Annotated in this window: 14 protein-coding genes; 12 read left to right on the top strand and 2 right to left on the bottom strand. The window is 67.6% G+C overall.

What is annotated here, in order from left to right; all coding sequences use genetic code 11:
- Positions 1-72: 72 nt before the first annotated feature.
- Positions 73-1,683 (top strand): transglycosylase SLT domain-containing protein, encoded by a 1,611-nt coding sequence (locus J2X70_RS07230; RefSeq protein WP_025876135.1) that lies wholly within the window; start codon positions 73-75, stop codon positions 1,681-1,683.
- 23 nt (positions 1,684-1,706) lie between these two features.
- Positions 1,707-2,054: a ribonuclease E inhibitor RraB gene (locus J2X70_RS07225; RefSeq protein WP_309909621.1), complete on the top strand. Its 348-nt coding sequence runs from the start codon at positions 1,707-1,709 to the stop codon at positions 2,052-2,054.
- Between the two features lie 92 nt (positions 2,055-2,146).
- On the opposite strand, the gene asd is transcribed toward J2X70_RS07225, so the two are convergent.
- Complete coding sequence (asd, locus tag J2X70_RS07220) at positions 2,147-2,989, bottom strand: archaetidylserine decarboxylase (RefSeq protein WP_025876139.1); 843 nt, start codon at positions 2,987-2,989, stop codon at positions 2,147-2,149.
- Positions 2,986-3,636: an SCO family protein gene (locus J2X70_RS07215; RefSeq protein WP_032975016.1), complete on the bottom strand. Its 651-nt coding sequence runs from the start codon at positions 3,634-3,636 to the stop codon at positions 2,986-2,988. The genes asd and J2X70_RS07215 overlap by 4 nt, the downstream gene beginning before the upstream one ends.
- A 123-nt stretch (positions 3,637-3,759) precedes the next feature.
- Here J2X70_RS07215 and prmB point away from each other — a divergent pair, with 123 nt between their 5' ends.
- The 10 genes from prmB (at position 3,760) to J2X70_RS07165 (ending at position 14,724) form a co-directional block, all read left to right on the top strand.
- Positions 3,760-4,689, top strand: coding sequence for a 50S ribosomal protein L3 N(5)-glutamine methyltransferase (gene prmB / locus J2X70_RS07210; protein WP_309909618.1), 930 nt, complete (start codon positions 3,760-3,762; stop codon positions 4,687-4,689).
- Positions 4,686-5,789 (top strand): chorismate synthase, encoded by a 1,104-nt coding sequence (gene aroC / locus J2X70_RS07205; RefSeq protein ID WP_080148350.1) that lies wholly within the window; start codon positions 4,686-4,688, stop codon positions 5,787-5,789. The genes prmB and aroC overlap by 4 nt, the downstream gene beginning before the upstream one ends.
- Complete coding sequence (locus J2X70_RS07200) at positions 5,782-6,819, top strand: D-glycerate dehydrogenase (protein WP_309909615.1); 1,038 nt, start codon at positions 5,782-5,784, stop codon at positions 6,817-6,819. Before aroC ends, J2X70_RS07200 begins: the two co-directional genes overlap by 8 nt.
- Positions 6,820-6,909: 90 nt before the next feature.
- On the top strand, positions 6,910-7,938 hold the full coding sequence (locus J2X70_RS07195; RefSeq protein ID WP_025876149.1) for an aspartate-semialdehyde dehydrogenase: 1,029 nt from the start codon (positions 6,910-6,912) through the stop codon (positions 7,936-7,938).
- A 105-nt stretch (positions 7,939-8,043) separates the two neighbouring features.
- Entirely contained in the window at positions 8,044-10,026 is a 1,983-nt protein-coding gene (locus tag J2X70_RS07190; protein WP_309909612.1) for a FimV/HubP family polar landmark protein, read from the top strand.
- A 23-nt stretch (positions 10,027-10,049) separates the two neighbouring features.
- Positions 10,050-10,409, top strand: a complete 360-nt coding sequence (locus tag J2X70_RS07185; RefSeq protein ID WP_059064716.1) for a VOC family protein — start codon at positions 10,050-10,052, stop codon at positions 10,407-10,409.
- A gap of 32 nt (positions 10,410-10,441) precedes the next feature.
- Positions 10,442-11,212 (top strand): tRNA pseudouridine(38-40) synthase TruA, encoded by a 771-nt coding sequence (gene truA, locus J2X70_RS07180; protein WP_025876154.1) that lies wholly within the window; start codon positions 10,442-10,444, stop codon positions 11,210-11,212.
- Positions 11,209-11,865 (top strand): phosphoribosylanthranilate isomerase, encoded by a 657-nt coding sequence (locus tag J2X70_RS07175; RefSeq protein ID WP_025876155.1) that lies wholly within the window; start codon positions 11,209-11,211, stop codon positions 11,863-11,865. The genes truA and J2X70_RS07175 overlap by 4 nt, the downstream gene beginning before the upstream one ends.
- Before the next feature lie 169 nt (positions 11,866-12,034).
- A complete protein-coding gene (locus J2X70_RS07170; protein WP_032975011.1) occupies positions 12,035-12,709 on the top strand; it encodes a DUF1449 family protein in 675 nt (224 codons plus the stop codon).
- Positions 12,706-14,724, top strand: coding sequence for a hypothetical protein (locus J2X70_RS07165; RefSeq protein WP_059064715.1), 2,019 nt, complete (start codon positions 12,706-12,708; stop codon positions 14,722-14,724). The genes J2X70_RS07170 and J2X70_RS07165 overlap by 4 nt, the downstream gene beginning before the upstream one ends.
- Positions 14,725-14,752 lie beyond the last annotated feature (28 nt).

Raw genomic sequence — 14,752 nt, 5'->3', positions numbered from 1 at the left:
GCCGAAGGTCGGCTTGCCCCGACCTTGGCAGCGCCGCTACTCTGCCTGCCTGTTTCATACACAGTGCCACCAATGCCCGTTCCTGTCCTGATTTCCCGCACCTGGCCGCTGCTGGCCCTGGCTGGCCTGGTTTCCCTGGCACCGGAGGCCCACGCACAGCGGGTTTCGGCCCGGGACAAGGTGAAGGTGGATGCCCTGCAGCAGCGCATGACCGCAGCCGAGAAGCGCTACAGCGATGCCGTTCTGCTGGTGGCCAACGCCGATCCGAAGGGGCGCAACGAGGCCGATGCCGCGCTGGAGGACATGGAAGATGTCATCAGCGAATGCGTGAAGCAGAAGGGCTGCCAGATGAGCAACATGCTGGCGACCTACAAGCGCCTGCTCAAGCACGATGCCGATGCCGCCGCCGATGATGACGTGGCCGATGAAGCCGGCGACCGCCTGGAAGCCGACCCGGACCATGTCGGCCCGCTGGCTGCCGACGTGCCCGAGGCGGCCCGCGCAGCGGCGCTGCTGAACGACAAGCGCCATGCCTTCGACAACATGGTCGAGTACAACCCCGCCGTGCAGGCCGGCATCCGCCGCTGGCTGACCGACATGCGCCCGGCGCTGATGACCACCTACGAGAACTACCAGAACCTGCGTGCGGTGATGTGGCCGGAATGGGAGAAGCGCGGCCTGCCCGAGGCGCTGCTGTTCGGCATCATGGCCAAGGAATCCAACGGCCGTGTACATGCGTCCTCGCGTGCGGGCGCCGCGGGCCTGATGCAGTTCATGCCGGCCACCGGCCGCCGCTTCGGCCTCGGCCCGGACGGTACCGGTTTCGATACCCGCTTCGATGCGCGCAGCGCCGCTGAAGCCAGCGCGACGTACCTCAACGAGCGGATGCGTGAGCTCAACAACAACGTCGAACTGTCGCTGGCCGGCTACAACGGCGGTGAGGGCCGCGCAGCGCGCGTCTACAAGCAGTACCCGGGCCAGAGCTTCTGGGTGGACAGCGTCTACAACCAGTTCCCGGGCGAAACCAAGGACTACGTGCCGATGGTGATCGCCGCGTCCTGGATCTTCCTGCACCCCCAGCAGTACGGCGTGGAGTTCCCGAAGATCAACGCGCAGCCGGCCACCATCCGCCTGGCCCGCTCGACCACGATCTACGAACTGACCATCTGCCTGGGCAGCCATGGCACCCGCGATGGCTACATGCGCGCATTGCGCAACCTCAACCCGCGCTATGAGGCCGATGGCTGGATTCCGGCAGGAACCCTCATCAACGCCACCAACCGCATTGCTGGCCTGTACGCGCGCAACTGCGTCAGCGGCCCGCGTGCCGATCTGGCCCGCACCCTGATCACCGCCGACCTCAATGCCGCGATCGTGCGCCCGAGCGCTGCCAGCTACACCGGCAGCGTGGCCGTGGGCGGGGTGGTGCCGGTGGTCGATCCCAATGCCGCCAGCAGCGTGCCGACCACGCCCGCCGCGCCGGTGGCTGCGCCGCGCCCGGCGCCGGCCCCGCGCGCCAAACCGGCCCGCAGCTACAAGGTCGGCAAGGGTGAGACCCTGGGCCGGATCGCCGCGAAGTTCCAGTGCGATGTGCCGGTGCTGGCCCGCGCCAATGGCCTCAAGGCCCCCGGCTACAGCCTGCGCCACGGCCAGGTGCTGAAGCTGCAGGGCTGCGACAAATAATCTCTCCGCACTCTGGATATCGCATGGACCTCGAAGACACCCGCAACCTGTTCACCAACCTCCGTGAGAACACCGATTGGGACCTGGATGCTCCGCTGCTGTGGGGGTACTTCTTCGTGCACTCCACCGCCGAGCCGCTGCACGCACTGGCCACCCACCTGCAGGCACAGGGTTATGTGCTGGTGGAAGTGTTCGAGCAGGAGCCGGAAGACGATGAGGCTGCATTCCACGTGCTGCATGTGGAGCGCGTGGAAGTGCACGACGAAACCTCGCTGGACAAGCGCAACCAGGAACTGAGCGCGCTGGCCACGCAGATGGGCGTGGAAGACTACGACGGCATGGACGTCGGCCCGGCGCCGACCCTGCAGTAACGCCCGCATCCGGTAGTGCCGGCCGCTGGCCGGCAACGCTCGATGCGTTGGATCAACGGAGATGCCGGCCAGCGGCCGGCACTACCGCAGGATCAGCGCAGCTTGGCCAGTGCCTGGCCCAGCTGTACCGGATGCTCGGCATCCAGGTGCGGGGCGAATTCGGCCACGCCCGGCGGCAGCAGCACGATCACGGTCGAGCCGTAATTGAAGCGCGCCATCTCTTCAAAGCGCTGCAGCGTGATGCCGCGGCCCCGGTAATCCTTGCGGGTGATGCGGTCGCCGTAGTGCGGAATCTCTTCGCCGCTCCACACCGTTTCCACGCCCGACACCAGCAGCGCACCGACCATCACGCTGACCATCGGGCCGAAGCTGGTATCGAAATGGCAGACCAGGCGTTCGTTGCGTGCGAACAGGCCAGGCACGTTGTTCACCGCGGCCGGGCCGACGCTGAACAGGCGACCGGGCACGTGCACGGTTTCGCGCAGGGTGCCGGTCCACGGCATGTGCACACGGTGGTAGTCGCGCGGCGACAGGTAAACCGTGGCATACAGGCCCTCGTTGAACGGCTTGGCGTCCTCGGCGCTGCCCAACAGCTCGGCGGCGGTGAACGACTGCCCCTTGGCCTGGAAGATGCGCCCGGCGTCGATCTTTCCGAGCTGGCTGATGCGGCCGTCCGCCGGCATCACCAGGCTGCGCGGATCGGCATCGGCCACGCGCGCGCCGGGTTTCAGCGCGCGGGTGAAGAACTGGTTGAAGGTCGGGTAGCTGCGCGGGTCCGGATTGGCCGCTTCATCCAGGTTGACGTTGAATTTGCGGGTGACCGTGTCGATCAGCCAGCGCGATACGCGCGGGTTGTCCGAGTACGCCAGCGAACGCGCCATCGAGGACAGCAGGCGGTGGGGCAGGACGTACGTCAGGGCGGTGGTCAGACTCATGGGGCGGATTTCTCGGTCAGCTTCTGCAGGTCGCGGGCGATCGCCGGCGCGTTGAACGGGGGCCGCACCAGGCCGGCGAGCCGGCCCTGCGGATCGAGCACGGCCAGGCTGGCGGAGTGCTCGAGGGTGTAATCCTCGGGATTCTCGTCGAAGTGCTTGCCCGGCACCTTCTGGAAGACGAAGCCCAGCGAGGTGGCAAAGCGCTCCAGCGAGGGGATGTCGGCAGTCGCCGCCAGGGTGTCCTTGTGGAAGCCATGGGCGTACTCGCCCAGGCGCGTGGCGGTGTCGCGCTCCGGGTCGACCGAGACGAACAGCACGCGCGGGCGCAGGCCGTCGGGCAGGGCTTCCCACTGATTCTGCGCCCCGGCCAGCTCGGCCAGGGTGGTCGGGCAGACGTCGGGACAGAACGTGAAGCCGAGGAACACCAGGGTCCAGTGGCCCTTCAGTTCGCCGGGAATCAGGCGCGTGCCGTCGGACTGGGCCAGGTTGTAGTCGGGCAGGGTGCGCGGCTGCGGGTACAGGGTGATCGCTTCGGTGGCCGGCTGCCCGGCCGGCGGCTTCGGCGCGAACACCTGCTGGGCGGCGAGCAGGCCAAGGCCCGCCGCCAGGGCGATCAGCAGGATGATGCCGACGTTGCGATTGAACATGGGATTCCGCCGCAGGAAGTGGCCACCATCATACCGGCTGCGGCTGGATCGTTTCTGCCGCAACGGATGCCGGCGCAGGCGGCAACCCCTATAATCGGGGGCCACTTTGCCCGCAGTACCGCCATGACCGCTGAAACGGCCGCCGAACTCCATACGATCATCGATCTGATCCGCTACGGCACCAGCCGTTTCAATGCTGCGGGCCTGACCTTCGGGCACAGCTACGACAATGCCCTGGACGAGGCCACCCAGCTGGTGCTGCACGGCCTGCACCTGCCGCACGACCTCGGCCCGGCCTACGGCCAGGCGCGCCTGCTGCGCGAAGAGAAGCTGGCGGTGCTGGAGCTGTTCCAGCGCCGCATCGACGAGCGCATCCCGGCCGCCTACCTGACCGGTGAAGCCTGGTTTGCCGGCCTCAGCTTCAAGAGCGACACGCGCGCGCTGGTGCCGCGTTCGCCGATCGCCGAACTGATCGAGTGCGGCTTCGAGCCGTGGCTGGCCGGCCGCGATGTCAACCGCGCGCTGGACCTGTGCACCGGTTCGGGCTGCATCGCCATCGCCATGGGCCACTACTATCCGAACTGGGAAGTGGACGGCGTGGACCTCAGCGATGAGGCGCTGTCACTGGCCGAAGAGAACAAGGAACGCCTGCAGGTGCACAACGTGACCCTGCTGAAGTCGGACCTGTTCAACGGCCTGACCGGTCGCCACTACGACCTGATCGTCACCAACCCGCCGTACGTCACCAACGACGAGACCGACGCCCTGCCGCAGGAATACTCCTACGAGCCGGAGATGGGCCTGCGTGCCGGCGACGACGGCCTGGACCTGGTGCTGAAGATCCTGCGCGACGCGCCGCTGCACCTGAGCGAGGACGGCCTGCTGATCTGTGAAGTGGGCGAATCCGAACAGCACCTGATCAAGCTGCTGCCGGAAGTGGATTTCGCCTGGGTCGAGTTCAAGGTCGGCCAGATGGGCATCTTCGCGGTCGAGTGCCGCGAGCTGATCGCCCACAGCGCGCGCATCACCGAACTGGCGGCGCAGCGCCCGTGAGCTCCAATTCGTTCGGCAAGCTGTTCACCGTCACCACGTTCGGCGAATCGCACGGGCCGGCCATCGGCTGCGTGATCGATGGCTGCCCGCCGGGGCTGGCGCTGGACGCGGCCGAATTCAACCATGACCTGCAGCGTCGCGCCACCGGCAAGAGCCGGCATACGTCGGCGCGGCGCGAGGCCGACGAGGTCGAGATCCTGTCCGGGGTGTACGAGGGCCTGACCACCGGCACTCCGATCGCGCTGCTGATCCGCAACACCGACCAGCGCAGCAAGGACTACAGCAACATCGGCCAGCAGTTCCGTCCGGGGCATGCCGACTACAGCTACTGGCACAAGTACGGTATCCGCGACCCGCGCGGCGGTGGCCGCTCCTCGGCGCGCGAGACCACCATGCGCGTGGCTGCTGGCGTGGTCGCCAAGAAATGGCTGGCCGAGCGTTTCGGCATCACCGTGCGCGGCTACCTGTCGCAGCTGGGCGGGATCACTCCGGCCGGTTTCGACTGGTCGGTAGTCGAGGAGAATCCGTTCTTCTGGCCGCACGCCGCACAGGTGCCCGAGCTGGAGGCGTACATGGATGCGCTGCGCAAGTCCGGCGATTCGGTCGGTGCCTGCGTGGACGTGGTCGCCGACAATGTACCGCCGGGCTGGGGCGAGCCGATCTACGGCAAGCTTGATGGCGAGCTCGCGGCCGCACTGATGAGCATCAACGCGGTGAAGGGCGTGGAGATCGGCGACGGTTTCGCCAGCGCCATGCAGAAGGGCACCGAACACCGTGACCTGCTGACCCCGCAGGGTTTTGCCAGCAACCACGCCGGCGGCATTCTCGGTGGTATCTCCACCGGCCAGCCAGTGGTCGCTTCGATGGTGCTCAAGCCGACCTCCAGCCTGCGCCTGCCCGGTGAATCGCTGGATACGGCCGGCAATGTGGTGGAGGTGGTCACCACCGGCCGCCATGATCCCTGCGTCGGCATCCGCGCCACGCCCATCGCCGAGGCGATGATGGCCCTGGTGCTGATGGACCAGGCGCTGCGCCACCGCGCGCAGTGCGGCGATGTCGGCACCATCACTCCGCGCATTCCCGGCCAGCTTGATGGCTGATACGCGGCCGACGGTATGGGTGAGCCAGCCGCTGATCGACGCGGCCATCGCGCCGCTGCGCGATCGCGTGCAGCTGCGCACCACCGATACCGTCACCGCCTGGTCGCCACAGCAGATCGCCGCGCAGCTGGCCGACGTTGACGGGGCGATCATCACCCTCAACGAGCGCATCGGTGCGACCCAGGTCGCCGATGCCGCGCAGTTGAAGGTGATCGCCAATGTCGGCGTCGGCTACAACAATCTGGATGTCGACGCGCTCAGCGCCGCCGGCATTCTCGCCAGCAACACCCCGGACGTTCTCACCGAGACCACCGCCGATCTCGGCTTTGCGCTGTTGATGGCCACCGCGCGCCGGATCACCGAATCCGAGCGCTGGCTGCGCGAGGGCCAGTGGGGGCAGTGGTCGTTCCAGACCATGCTGGGGGCCGACATCCATGGCAGCACGCTGGGCATCCTCGGCATGGGCCGCATCGGCCAGGGCATCGCCCGTCGCGGCGCGCACGGCTTTGGCATGAAGGTGCTCTACCACAACCGTTCGCGGCTGCCGGCCGATACCGAAGCCGCGCTCGGCGCGACCTACGTGGATCTGGACACGCTGCTGGCGCAGTCCGACCATCTGTTGACCGTGTTGCCATACACCGCCGCCTCGCACCACATCATCGACGCTGCCGCGCTGGTCAAGATGAAGCCGTCTGCCACCCTGGTGAACATCGCCCGCGGCGGCATCGTCGACGAACTGGCGCTGGCCGATGCACTGGCCAACGGTCGCCTGGCGGCGGCCGGCCTGGATGTCTACGAAGACGAACCGAACGTGCGGCCGGAACTGCTGGCCCTGCGCAACATCGTGCTGACCCCGCATATCGGCAGCGCATCGCTGGCCACGCGTACGGCCATGGTGCAGATGGCCGTGGACAATCTGCTGGCCGGGCTGGGCCTGGATGGCAGCCCGTCGCGCATGCCGAGCGCGATCAACGCCGACGCGGCCCTTGCCGCGCGCGCGACCTCGGACAAAAAAAGCGGGAAACGATAGGGAACCTCCGCGCATCCATCCGAGGAGGCTCCCCGAACCCAGCTGTCGTGCGTGAGTTTTCCCCCTTCCCGTTTTCGTGAGAGTTCCCCCATGAGCAATGCACAACGCAGCTTCCACGTCGCCATCGTCGGCGCCACCGGCGCGGTCGGCGAGACCATGCTGGCCATCCTGGCCGAGCGCGATTTCCCGGTCGGCACCCTGAGCCTGCTCGCTTCCGAGCGCTCGGCCGGCGGCGAAGTCGAATACAACGGCAACAAGGTCAGGATCCAGGACCTGGCCACTTTCGACCCGAGTGGCGTGGATATCGCCCTGTTCTCGGCCGGTGGCAGCGTGTCCAAGGAATACGCCCCGAAGTTCGCTGCCGCTGGCGCGGTGGTGATCGACAACTCCTCGGCCTTCCGTTACGACGATGACGTGCCGCTGGTGGTGTCGGAGGTCAATCCGGACCAGGTCGCCAACCGTCCGCGCGGCATCATCGCCAACCCGAACTGCTCGACCATGCAGATGCTGGTCGCGCTGGCACCGCTGCACCGCAAGTACGGCATCGAGCGCATCAACGTGTCCACCTACCAGTCGGTATCCGGCGGTGGCCGTTCGGCACTGGAAGAACTGGGCAAGCAGACCGGCCAGCTGCTGAGCTTCCAGGAAATCGATCCGCAGCGTTTCCCGGTGCAGATCGCCTTCAACCTGATCCCGCACATCGACGACTTCCTGGACAACGGCTTCACCAAGGAAGAGATGAAGCTGGTCTGGGAGACCCGCAAGATCCTGGGCGACGACAGCATCCTCGTGAACCCGACCGCGGTGCGCGTGCCGGTGTTCTATGGCCACTCCGAATCGGTGGCGATCGAAACCCGTGACAAGGTGACCGTCGCCGAAGCGCGCGCGCTGCTGGAACAGTCGCCGGGCATCGAGGTGGTGGATCGTCACGAGGCCGGTGGCTACCCGACGCCGGTCACCCATGCCTCGGGCACCGACGCGGTGTACGTCGGCCGCATCCGCGAGGACCTGTCGCATCCGCGCGGCCTGAACCTGTGGATCGTGTCGGACAACGTGCGCAAGGGCGCAGCCCTCAACGCGGTGCAGCTGGCCGAGCTGGTCGCCGCCGAGAAGCGCTGATCCCCGCTGTTGCCTGACCGGTAGTGCCGGCCGCTGGCCGGCACTAGCGCAGTCCGCCTCCCCGGTGGGTGCGGACCGTGGTCCGCACGCTTTATAGTGTCGCCCATGAATAAACGAGCCAAGGGCGCACGGCGTCCGCTCACCTGTCTTTCCGCCGCGCTGCTGGCCCTGGTCAGCAGTTCGGCCATGGCCCTGGGCCTGGGCGACATCCGGGTCCTGTCCAAGCCGGGACAGCCGTTGCTGGCCGAGATCCCGGTGATCTCGGCCGATCCGTCCGAACTTGAGAACCTGCGCGTCGCGCTCGCTTCGCCGGTCACCTTCGAGCGCGTTGGCCTGCAGCGCCCGGCGGGTCTGGTCAGCGAACTGCAGTTCGAGCTGACCCGCAATGCGCAGGGCAGGGCGGTGGTGCGGGTGACCTCGCAGACGCCAGTGGAAACACCCTCGTTGAGCTTCCTGGTCGAGGCCGACTGGGGCCAGGGCCGGCTGGTGCGTGAGTACTCGGCGCTGGTCGATGCACCGGCCAGTGCACTGGCCGTGGCCGAACCGGAAATCGTCGCGCCGGCCGGCGTGCTGTCGGACACCATCGTCCGTGATGCGCCTGCCGCCGCTGCAACCGCACCCGAGCCGGCACCGGTCACGGCGGCCGCCGCACCTGCTGCACCGCGTCCACGGGCTGCGTCACCTGCGCCAGCACCTGCACCTGCACCAGCGCTCGCTGCAGACGGCAGTGTGACCGTGCAGCGCGGACAGACGCTTTCGCAGATCGCCGGCTCGCTGGCCCGTGGCAATCAGATCAGTCGCGACCGGGCGATGATCGCGCTGTTGCGTGCCAACCCCGAAGCCTTCATCCGTGGCAACGTCAACCTGCTCAAGCAGGGCGCGGTGCTGCGCATGCCGGGCGATACCGCACTGGCCGCGGTGGATGCGGCCGAGGCGGCCGCGCTGGTCCGCGAGCATGCCGCACAGTGGCGGCAGGCACGCACCGTGCCACAGCCGGCTGGCGCCGCGATGCCGGTGGCCAAGGCCGATGGCGCCGCTTCTTCCCCGGCTGCGGCCACCGGGGCACGACTTGAAATCGCTCCGGCGCTGGCATCCGACGCCGCGCACGCGGGCACAACCACCGGCACCAGTGCCGGCAGCGAGGGTGACATGCTGGGCAACGAACAACTGCGCCAGGCCAAGGAGGACATCGCCACCCGCGATGCCGAAATCGGCGATCTGAAGCAGCGCGTGGCGGAGCTGGAGAAGCTCAAGGAGCAGCAGCAGTCACTGATCGCGATGAAGGACAACGACCTGGCCGCCGCGCAGCAGCGTTTGGCCCAGGCGCCCGGTGCGCCCGGCGCTGGCACGCCGTGGTACTGGCTGGGCCTGCCGCTGCTCGTGCTGGTTGCCCTGGGCGCCTGGCTGCTGCGTCGTCGCAAGCCCTCGCCGCTGCCGCCGCTGCGCGAGGAACACGATGCCGCCGGCCTGGCAGCAGCGCTGCCGGCAGGTGCCGCGCTGGATACCCTGACCGAACAGGACGCCGGGGTGAACTTCGCCGCCGATGGCGGACGCCAGGAACCGGCGATGCCGGCCTGGGCTGCCACCGACCATGACGTGCCGGCTGCGGACATCCATGAGGATGCCTCGCCGGCCGAGTGGCGGGCGGGTGAGCTTGATGAAGACGAACGGGTTGAACTGCCTGCTGCGGTGAACGATCTGCCGCGTTGGGACGATCCTGCCGGCGCTGCTGCGGTGGCGCCCATCGAGCCAGCCGAGGTAGCCGTGCCCGAATACGCGCTGCAGGCCGAACAGGAGCCGCAGTTCCGCGGTGTGTTCGATCTGCCGGCCGAACCGCATGAGCATGAGACGGCTGCACCGTTCGACCTGCACGACGACCGTGCTGCCGCCGGGGACGCCGTCGGGTCTGCTGCAGACAATGGCCATGACTGGGCACCGCGTATCGGCCAGGAGCGGCTGGAACTGGCCATCGCCTATCTGGACCTGGGCGACGCGCAGACCGCGCGCACCCTGCTGCAGGAGGTTGCCGAAGGGGGTGACCTGCATTGCCAGGCTCAGGCCCGCGAACTGCTGGCCCGTCTGCCCTGACACCCTTTCGACAAGGACCTGCGATGACCCGCGAACGCCGTCTCGACTACGTTGAATTCGCCTCGAGCGACCCGGCTGCGAGCCGCGCGTTCTTCGAGGTCGTGTTCGGCTGGTCGTTTGTCGATTACGGCAGCGACTACACCGCTTTCGATGATGGCCGCCTGCAGGGAGGCTTCTTCCGTGGCCAACCACAACGTGCCAGCGAAGGCGCGCCACTGCTGGTGCTGTATGCCGACCAGCTGGCGCCGATGGAGGCGGAGGTGCGTGCGGCCGGTGGTCAGATCGTGCGGACCGTGTTCTCTTTCCCTGGCGGCAGCCGTTTCCAGTTCGTCGAGCCCGGTGGCAACGAACTGGCGGTCTGGTCCGAGCGCGACCCGGCCTGAGCGCCGCCCCACCCGCAATATCGAGGTAGCACATGCGTTACGCGCTCGGCGTCGAGTACGACGGCAGCGATTTCAGGGGATGGCAGAACCTGGGCGAGGGCGGACCCAGCGTCCAGGCCAGCCTGGAACAGGCCCTGTCATCGGTGGCCGATACCCCGCTGCAGGTGGTCTGCGCCGGCCGCACCGATGCCGGCGTGCACGGCCAGTGCCAGGTCGTGCACTTCGACACCGACGTGGTGCGTGATCCGCGCGCGTGGATGCTCGGCACCACTACCCGCCTGCCGCGTTCGATCGCCGTGCGCTGGTGCGTGCCGGTGGCCGACGATTTCCATGCCCGTTTCTCCGCCCGCGCACGACGTTATCGCTACCGCCTGCTCAATCGCGAAGTGCGCCCGGCGCTGGGCCGGCAGACCCTGAGCTGGGAGCGGCGCCCGCTCGATGCCGAGCGCATGCACCTGGCCGGGCAGGCCCTGCTGGGCGAGAACGATTTCAGCGCCTTCCGCTCGGTCCAGTGCCAGGCCCTGCATGCCCGGCGAGAGCTGCAGTCGCTGCAGGTCAGCCGCCACGACGACGTCATCGAGGTGGCGGTGCGCGGCAATGCATTCCTTCATCACATGGTCCGCAATATCGTCGGTTCGTTGATACTGGTCGGCAGTGGCGAGCAGCCGGTGGAGTGGATCGCCGAACTGCTGGCCGGGCGCGACCGCACCGTGGCCGGTCCCACCGCTCCTCCGCAGGGACTGGTGTTCCTGGGGCCGCTGTACCCCGACAACTGGCATCTGCCCGCCGAGGTAACGCTATGAGCCGCTCCTACTACCGTACCCGCATCAAGTTCTGTGGCATGACCCGTGCCGGCGACGTGCGCCTGGCCGGCGAGCTGGGCGTGGATGCGGTGGGCTTCATCTTCGCCCGCGAGAGCAGCCGCCGGGTCGCGCCGGCCGAAGCGCGCGCGATGCGCCAGGCGATCGCACCGATGGTCGACGTGGTGGCGCTGTTCCGCAACAACAGCAGGGAAGAAGTGCGCGAGGTGCTGCGTACCGTGCGGCCGACCCTGCTGCAGTTCCATGGCGAGGAAGACGAGAGCTTCTGCCGCAGCTTCAACATGCCTTACCTGAAGGCGATCGCCATGGGCGGGCGCGAGGAGATCAATGCGCGCACCCTGCAGCTGCGCTACCCCAGCGCCGCCGGCTTCCTGTTCGACAGCCATGCGCCGGGCGGCGGCGGCGGTACCGGCGTGGCCTTCGACTGGTCGCGTATCCCCACCGGCCTGCACCGGCCGTTCCTGCTGGCCGGAGGCCTGACGCCGGAGAACGTGCATGACGCCGTGCTGGCGACCCTGCCGTGGGGCGTGGATGTCTCCAGTGGCATCGAACTGGAGCCGGGCATCAAGGACGGCTACAAGATGCGCACGTTCGTGGAAGAGGTCCGGCGCTCCGATTGCGCCGTGCTGGATTGAGACACGGTCACTTCCGAGGTGTCCGGTCTTCACATTTGAGCCTGCACACCCTCTTCACATAGGATGATCCCCAAGCGTGCTGGCCATGAGGGCCGGCACGAGGATCGACGGAGCCGCTGGTGGCGTGCTCCGAACGGGCGCCTGGCGCCCCCGCCCAGGAAGGCAAGCGATGCAGGAATTCCTAACCGTCGTACTCGGTTATCCGACCCTCCCGTACAGCGTAGCGCTGGCGGTGGCGGTTCTGTATTGGGGGATTGCCGCCTTTGGCCTGGTCGATGACGGTTTCGGCGAGGCCGGTGCCGATGGCGCCCTTGAAGGCGATGCCCATCTCAGTGGCCTGTCAGCGCTGCTGGCGCGCTGGGGCCTGGGCGGCGTGCCGCTCATGGTGGTGGTGACGCTGCTGAGCCTGTTCGCCTGGACCCTCACCTACTTCATCCATCTGTACCTGCTGCTGCCGTTGCCCGACCTGCTGCGCTGGTCATTGGGCACCGTCGTGGCGGTGCTCGCACCCCTGCCGGCCGTGCCGGTCACCGCGCTGCTGCTGCGTCCCATCCGCCGCTTCCTGCTGCGCCTGCGCCCGGTGCCGCAGGCCTCGCTGCTGGGCCGGGTCGGCGTGGTCGCTTCGCCGAAGGTCGACGCACGCAGTGGCCATGCCACCGTCGATGACGGCGGTGCCGGCCTGGTCCTGCAGATCCGCAGCGACATCGAACTGCAGCGCGGCGAGCGCATCGTGCTGGTCGAGCACGTGGCTGCACAACACCATTACCGGGTGGTCCGCGCCGACGCGGTCGCCCTCGACTTCCAGGACAACCTGCTTCCGGGCAACAAGGAGAAACATCAATGACGTTGGCATCCGCACTACCTTTCCTGGCCATCGTGGGCACCATCGTGGCCATCCTGCTCGGCGTGGCGGGCCTGTTCAAGGCGTTCTACCGCAAGGTCGACCAGGGCGTGGCCCTGATCGTCAACGACATGAGTTCCACCCCGAAAGTGCATTTCACCGGTGCGCTGATCATTCCCGTGCTGTACCGCGCCGAGCTGATGCGGATCAGCCTGATCACCCTGCAGATCGACCGCCGCGGCAAGGAAGGCCTGATCTGCCGCGACAACATGCGCGCCGACATCGCCGTGGCGTTCTACCTGCGCGTCAACGAGACCCAGGCCGACGTACTGCGCGTGGCCAAGGCGATCGGCGCCGACCGCGCGTCGGACAAGCATGCCGTCGATGAGCTGTTCAACGCCAAGTTCTCCGAAGCACTGAAGACGGTCGGCAAGAAGTTCGATTTCACCGAGCTGTTCGAGAAGCGCCAGGAATTCCGCGACGAGATCATCGCGGTGATCGGCAACGACCTCAATGGGTATGTGCTGGAAGACGTGGCCATCGACTACCTGGAGCAGACCCCGAAGTCGCTGCTGGACCAGTTCAACATCCTCGACGCGCAGGGCATCCGCAAGATCACCGAGCTGACCGCTGCGCAGAACGTGGTGACCAACGAGCTGGAGCAGAACGAGAAGCTGGCCATCACCAAGAAGAACGTCGAAGCCCGCGAAGCGTTGCTGGCCCTTGAACGGCAGCAGGCCGAAGCCGAGGCACGGCAGAAGCGCGAGATCGAGACCATCCGTGCGCGCGAGGAAGCCGAGACCGCCAAGGTGCAGGAAGAGCAGCGCCAGCTGTCCGAGAACGCCCGCATCGAAGCGCAGCAGGTGATCGACATCCGCGAGCAGAACCGCATGCGCGAAGTTGAAGTGGCCGAGCAGAACCGCCAGCGCGCCGTGGCCATCGAAGCCGAGCGCGTCGAGCGCGCACGCCAGCTGGAGCAGGTCACCACCGACCGCGAAGTGCAGCTGCAAGGCGTGGAGCGCGACAAGGTGGTCGAGCAGGGCAAGATGGACGTGGCCAACATCACCCGCGAACGCATCTCCATCGACAAGACCGTGGCGCAGGAAGAAGAGCGCATCAAGGAAGTGCGCGAAGTCTCCGAGGCCGACCGCCAGAAGCAGGTGTTGATCCTGGAAGCCGAGGCGAAGGCGCAGGAATCGCTGGTGCGCGAAGTGAAGGAAGCCCAGGCCCGCGAGACCGCCTCCAAGCATCGCGCGGTGGAGCTGACCACGCTGGCGCAGGCCGAGCACGAAGCCGCCGGCAAGCAGGCCGAGGCCAAGCGCCTGCTGGCCGATGCCTTCCGCGCCGAGCAGGCCGCACCCGGCCTGGCCGAAGCGCAGGTACGCGAAGCGTCGGCGCTGGCCATCGAGAAGGTCGGCATCGCCGAGGCGCGCGTGATCGAAGCCAAGGCCGAAGCGAACCTGAAGCAGGGCAGCAACGAGGCGCGCGTGCTGGCCGAGACGCTGCAGGCACAGGCACAGGGCGAGGAGAAGATGGGCCTGGCCCGCGCCACCGCCACTGAATCGCTGGGCAACGCCGAAGCCGGCGTGGTGCAGAAGAAGCTGCTGGCCGAGGCCGAGGGCCTGGTCCGCAAGTTCGAGGCCATCGCCTCGCTGAGCGACCAGGCGCGCGGCCATGAAGAATTCCGCATGATGCTGGACAACAGCCTGAAGCAGGCGCTGGCCTCGATCGAAGCCGGCAAGGAAGTCTCGCGCGAGAACGCCGGCGTCATCGCCAGCGCGCTGCGCAACGCCGACATCGACCTGGTTGGCGGCGACGGCGGCATGTTCGAGAACCTGATCAAGGCGGTTTCGCTGGGCAAGTCGATCGAAGGCTTCGCCGGCAAGAGTCCGATCGTGCAGGACCTGATGCAGCGCTACCTGGGCGTCAACGTGGCCGACAATGCACCGCGGCAGATCGCCGAGGACGCAGAGACCGTGCCCGTCGCGGCGACCGTCGTGGTCGACAGCGCGCGCTGATCCACCCGGCGATGGCCATCGCCATCGC

It is taken from the genome of Stenotrophomonas sp. 1337 (genome assembly GCF_031455455.1).
GTDB lineage: Bacteria > Pseudomonadota > Gammaproteobacteria > Xanthomonadales > Xanthomonadaceae > Stenotrophomonas > Stenotrophomonas indicatrix.
This window is presented reverse-complemented; position numbering and strand designations above follow the sequence as displayed.

Bases quoted from the DNA above. Each gene is read 5' to 3' on its own strand.
- J2X70_RS07230 (WP_025876135.1), top strand. From the start codon at position 73: ATGCCCGTTCCTGTCCTGATTTCCCGCACCTGGCCGCTGCTGGCCCTG.
- J2X70_RS07225 (WP_309909621.1), top strand. From the start codon at position 1,707: ATGGACCTCGAAGACACCCGCAACCTGTTCACCAACCTCCGTGAGAAC.
- asd (WP_025876139.1), bottom strand. From the start codon at position 2,989: ATGAGTCTGACCACCGCCCTGACGTACGTCCTGCCCCACCGCCTGCTG.
- J2X70_RS07215 (WP_032975016.1), bottom strand. From the start codon at position 3,636: ATGTTCAATCGCAACGTCGGCATCATCCTGCTGATCGCCCTGGCGGCG.
- prmB (WP_309909618.1), top strand. From the start codon at position 3,760: ATGACCGCTGAAACGGCCGCCGAACTCCATACGATCATCGATCTGATC.
- J2X70_RS07200 (WP_309909615.1), top strand. From the start codon at position 5,782: ATGGCTGATACGCGGCCGACGGTATGGGTGAGCCAGCCGCTGATCGAC.
- J2X70_RS07195 (WP_025876149.1), top strand. From the start codon at position 6,910: ATGAGCAATGCACAACGCAGCTTCCACGTCGCCATCGTCGGCGCCACC.
- J2X70_RS07190 (WP_309909612.1), top strand. From the start codon at position 8,044: ATGAATAAACGAGCCAAGGGCGCACGGCGTCCGCTCACCTGTCTTTCC.
- J2X70_RS07185 (WP_059064716.1), top strand. From the start codon at position 10,050: ATGACCCGCGAACGCCGTCTCGACTACGTTGAATTCGCCTCGAGCGAC.
- truA (WP_025876154.1), top strand. From the start codon at position 10,442: ATGCGTTACGCGCTCGGCGTCGAGTACGACGGCAGCGATTTCAGGGGA.
- J2X70_RS07175 (WP_025876155.1), top strand. From the start codon at position 11,209: ATGAGCCGCTCCTACTACCGTACCCGCATCAAGTTCTGTGGCATGACC.
- J2X70_RS07170 (WP_032975011.1), top strand. From the start codon at position 12,035: ATGCAGGAATTCCTAACCGTCGTACTCGGTTATCCGACCCTCCCGTAC.
- J2X70_RS07165 (WP_059064715.1), top strand. From the start codon at position 12,706: ATGACGTTGGCATCCGCACTACCTTTCCTGGCCATCGTGGGCACCATC.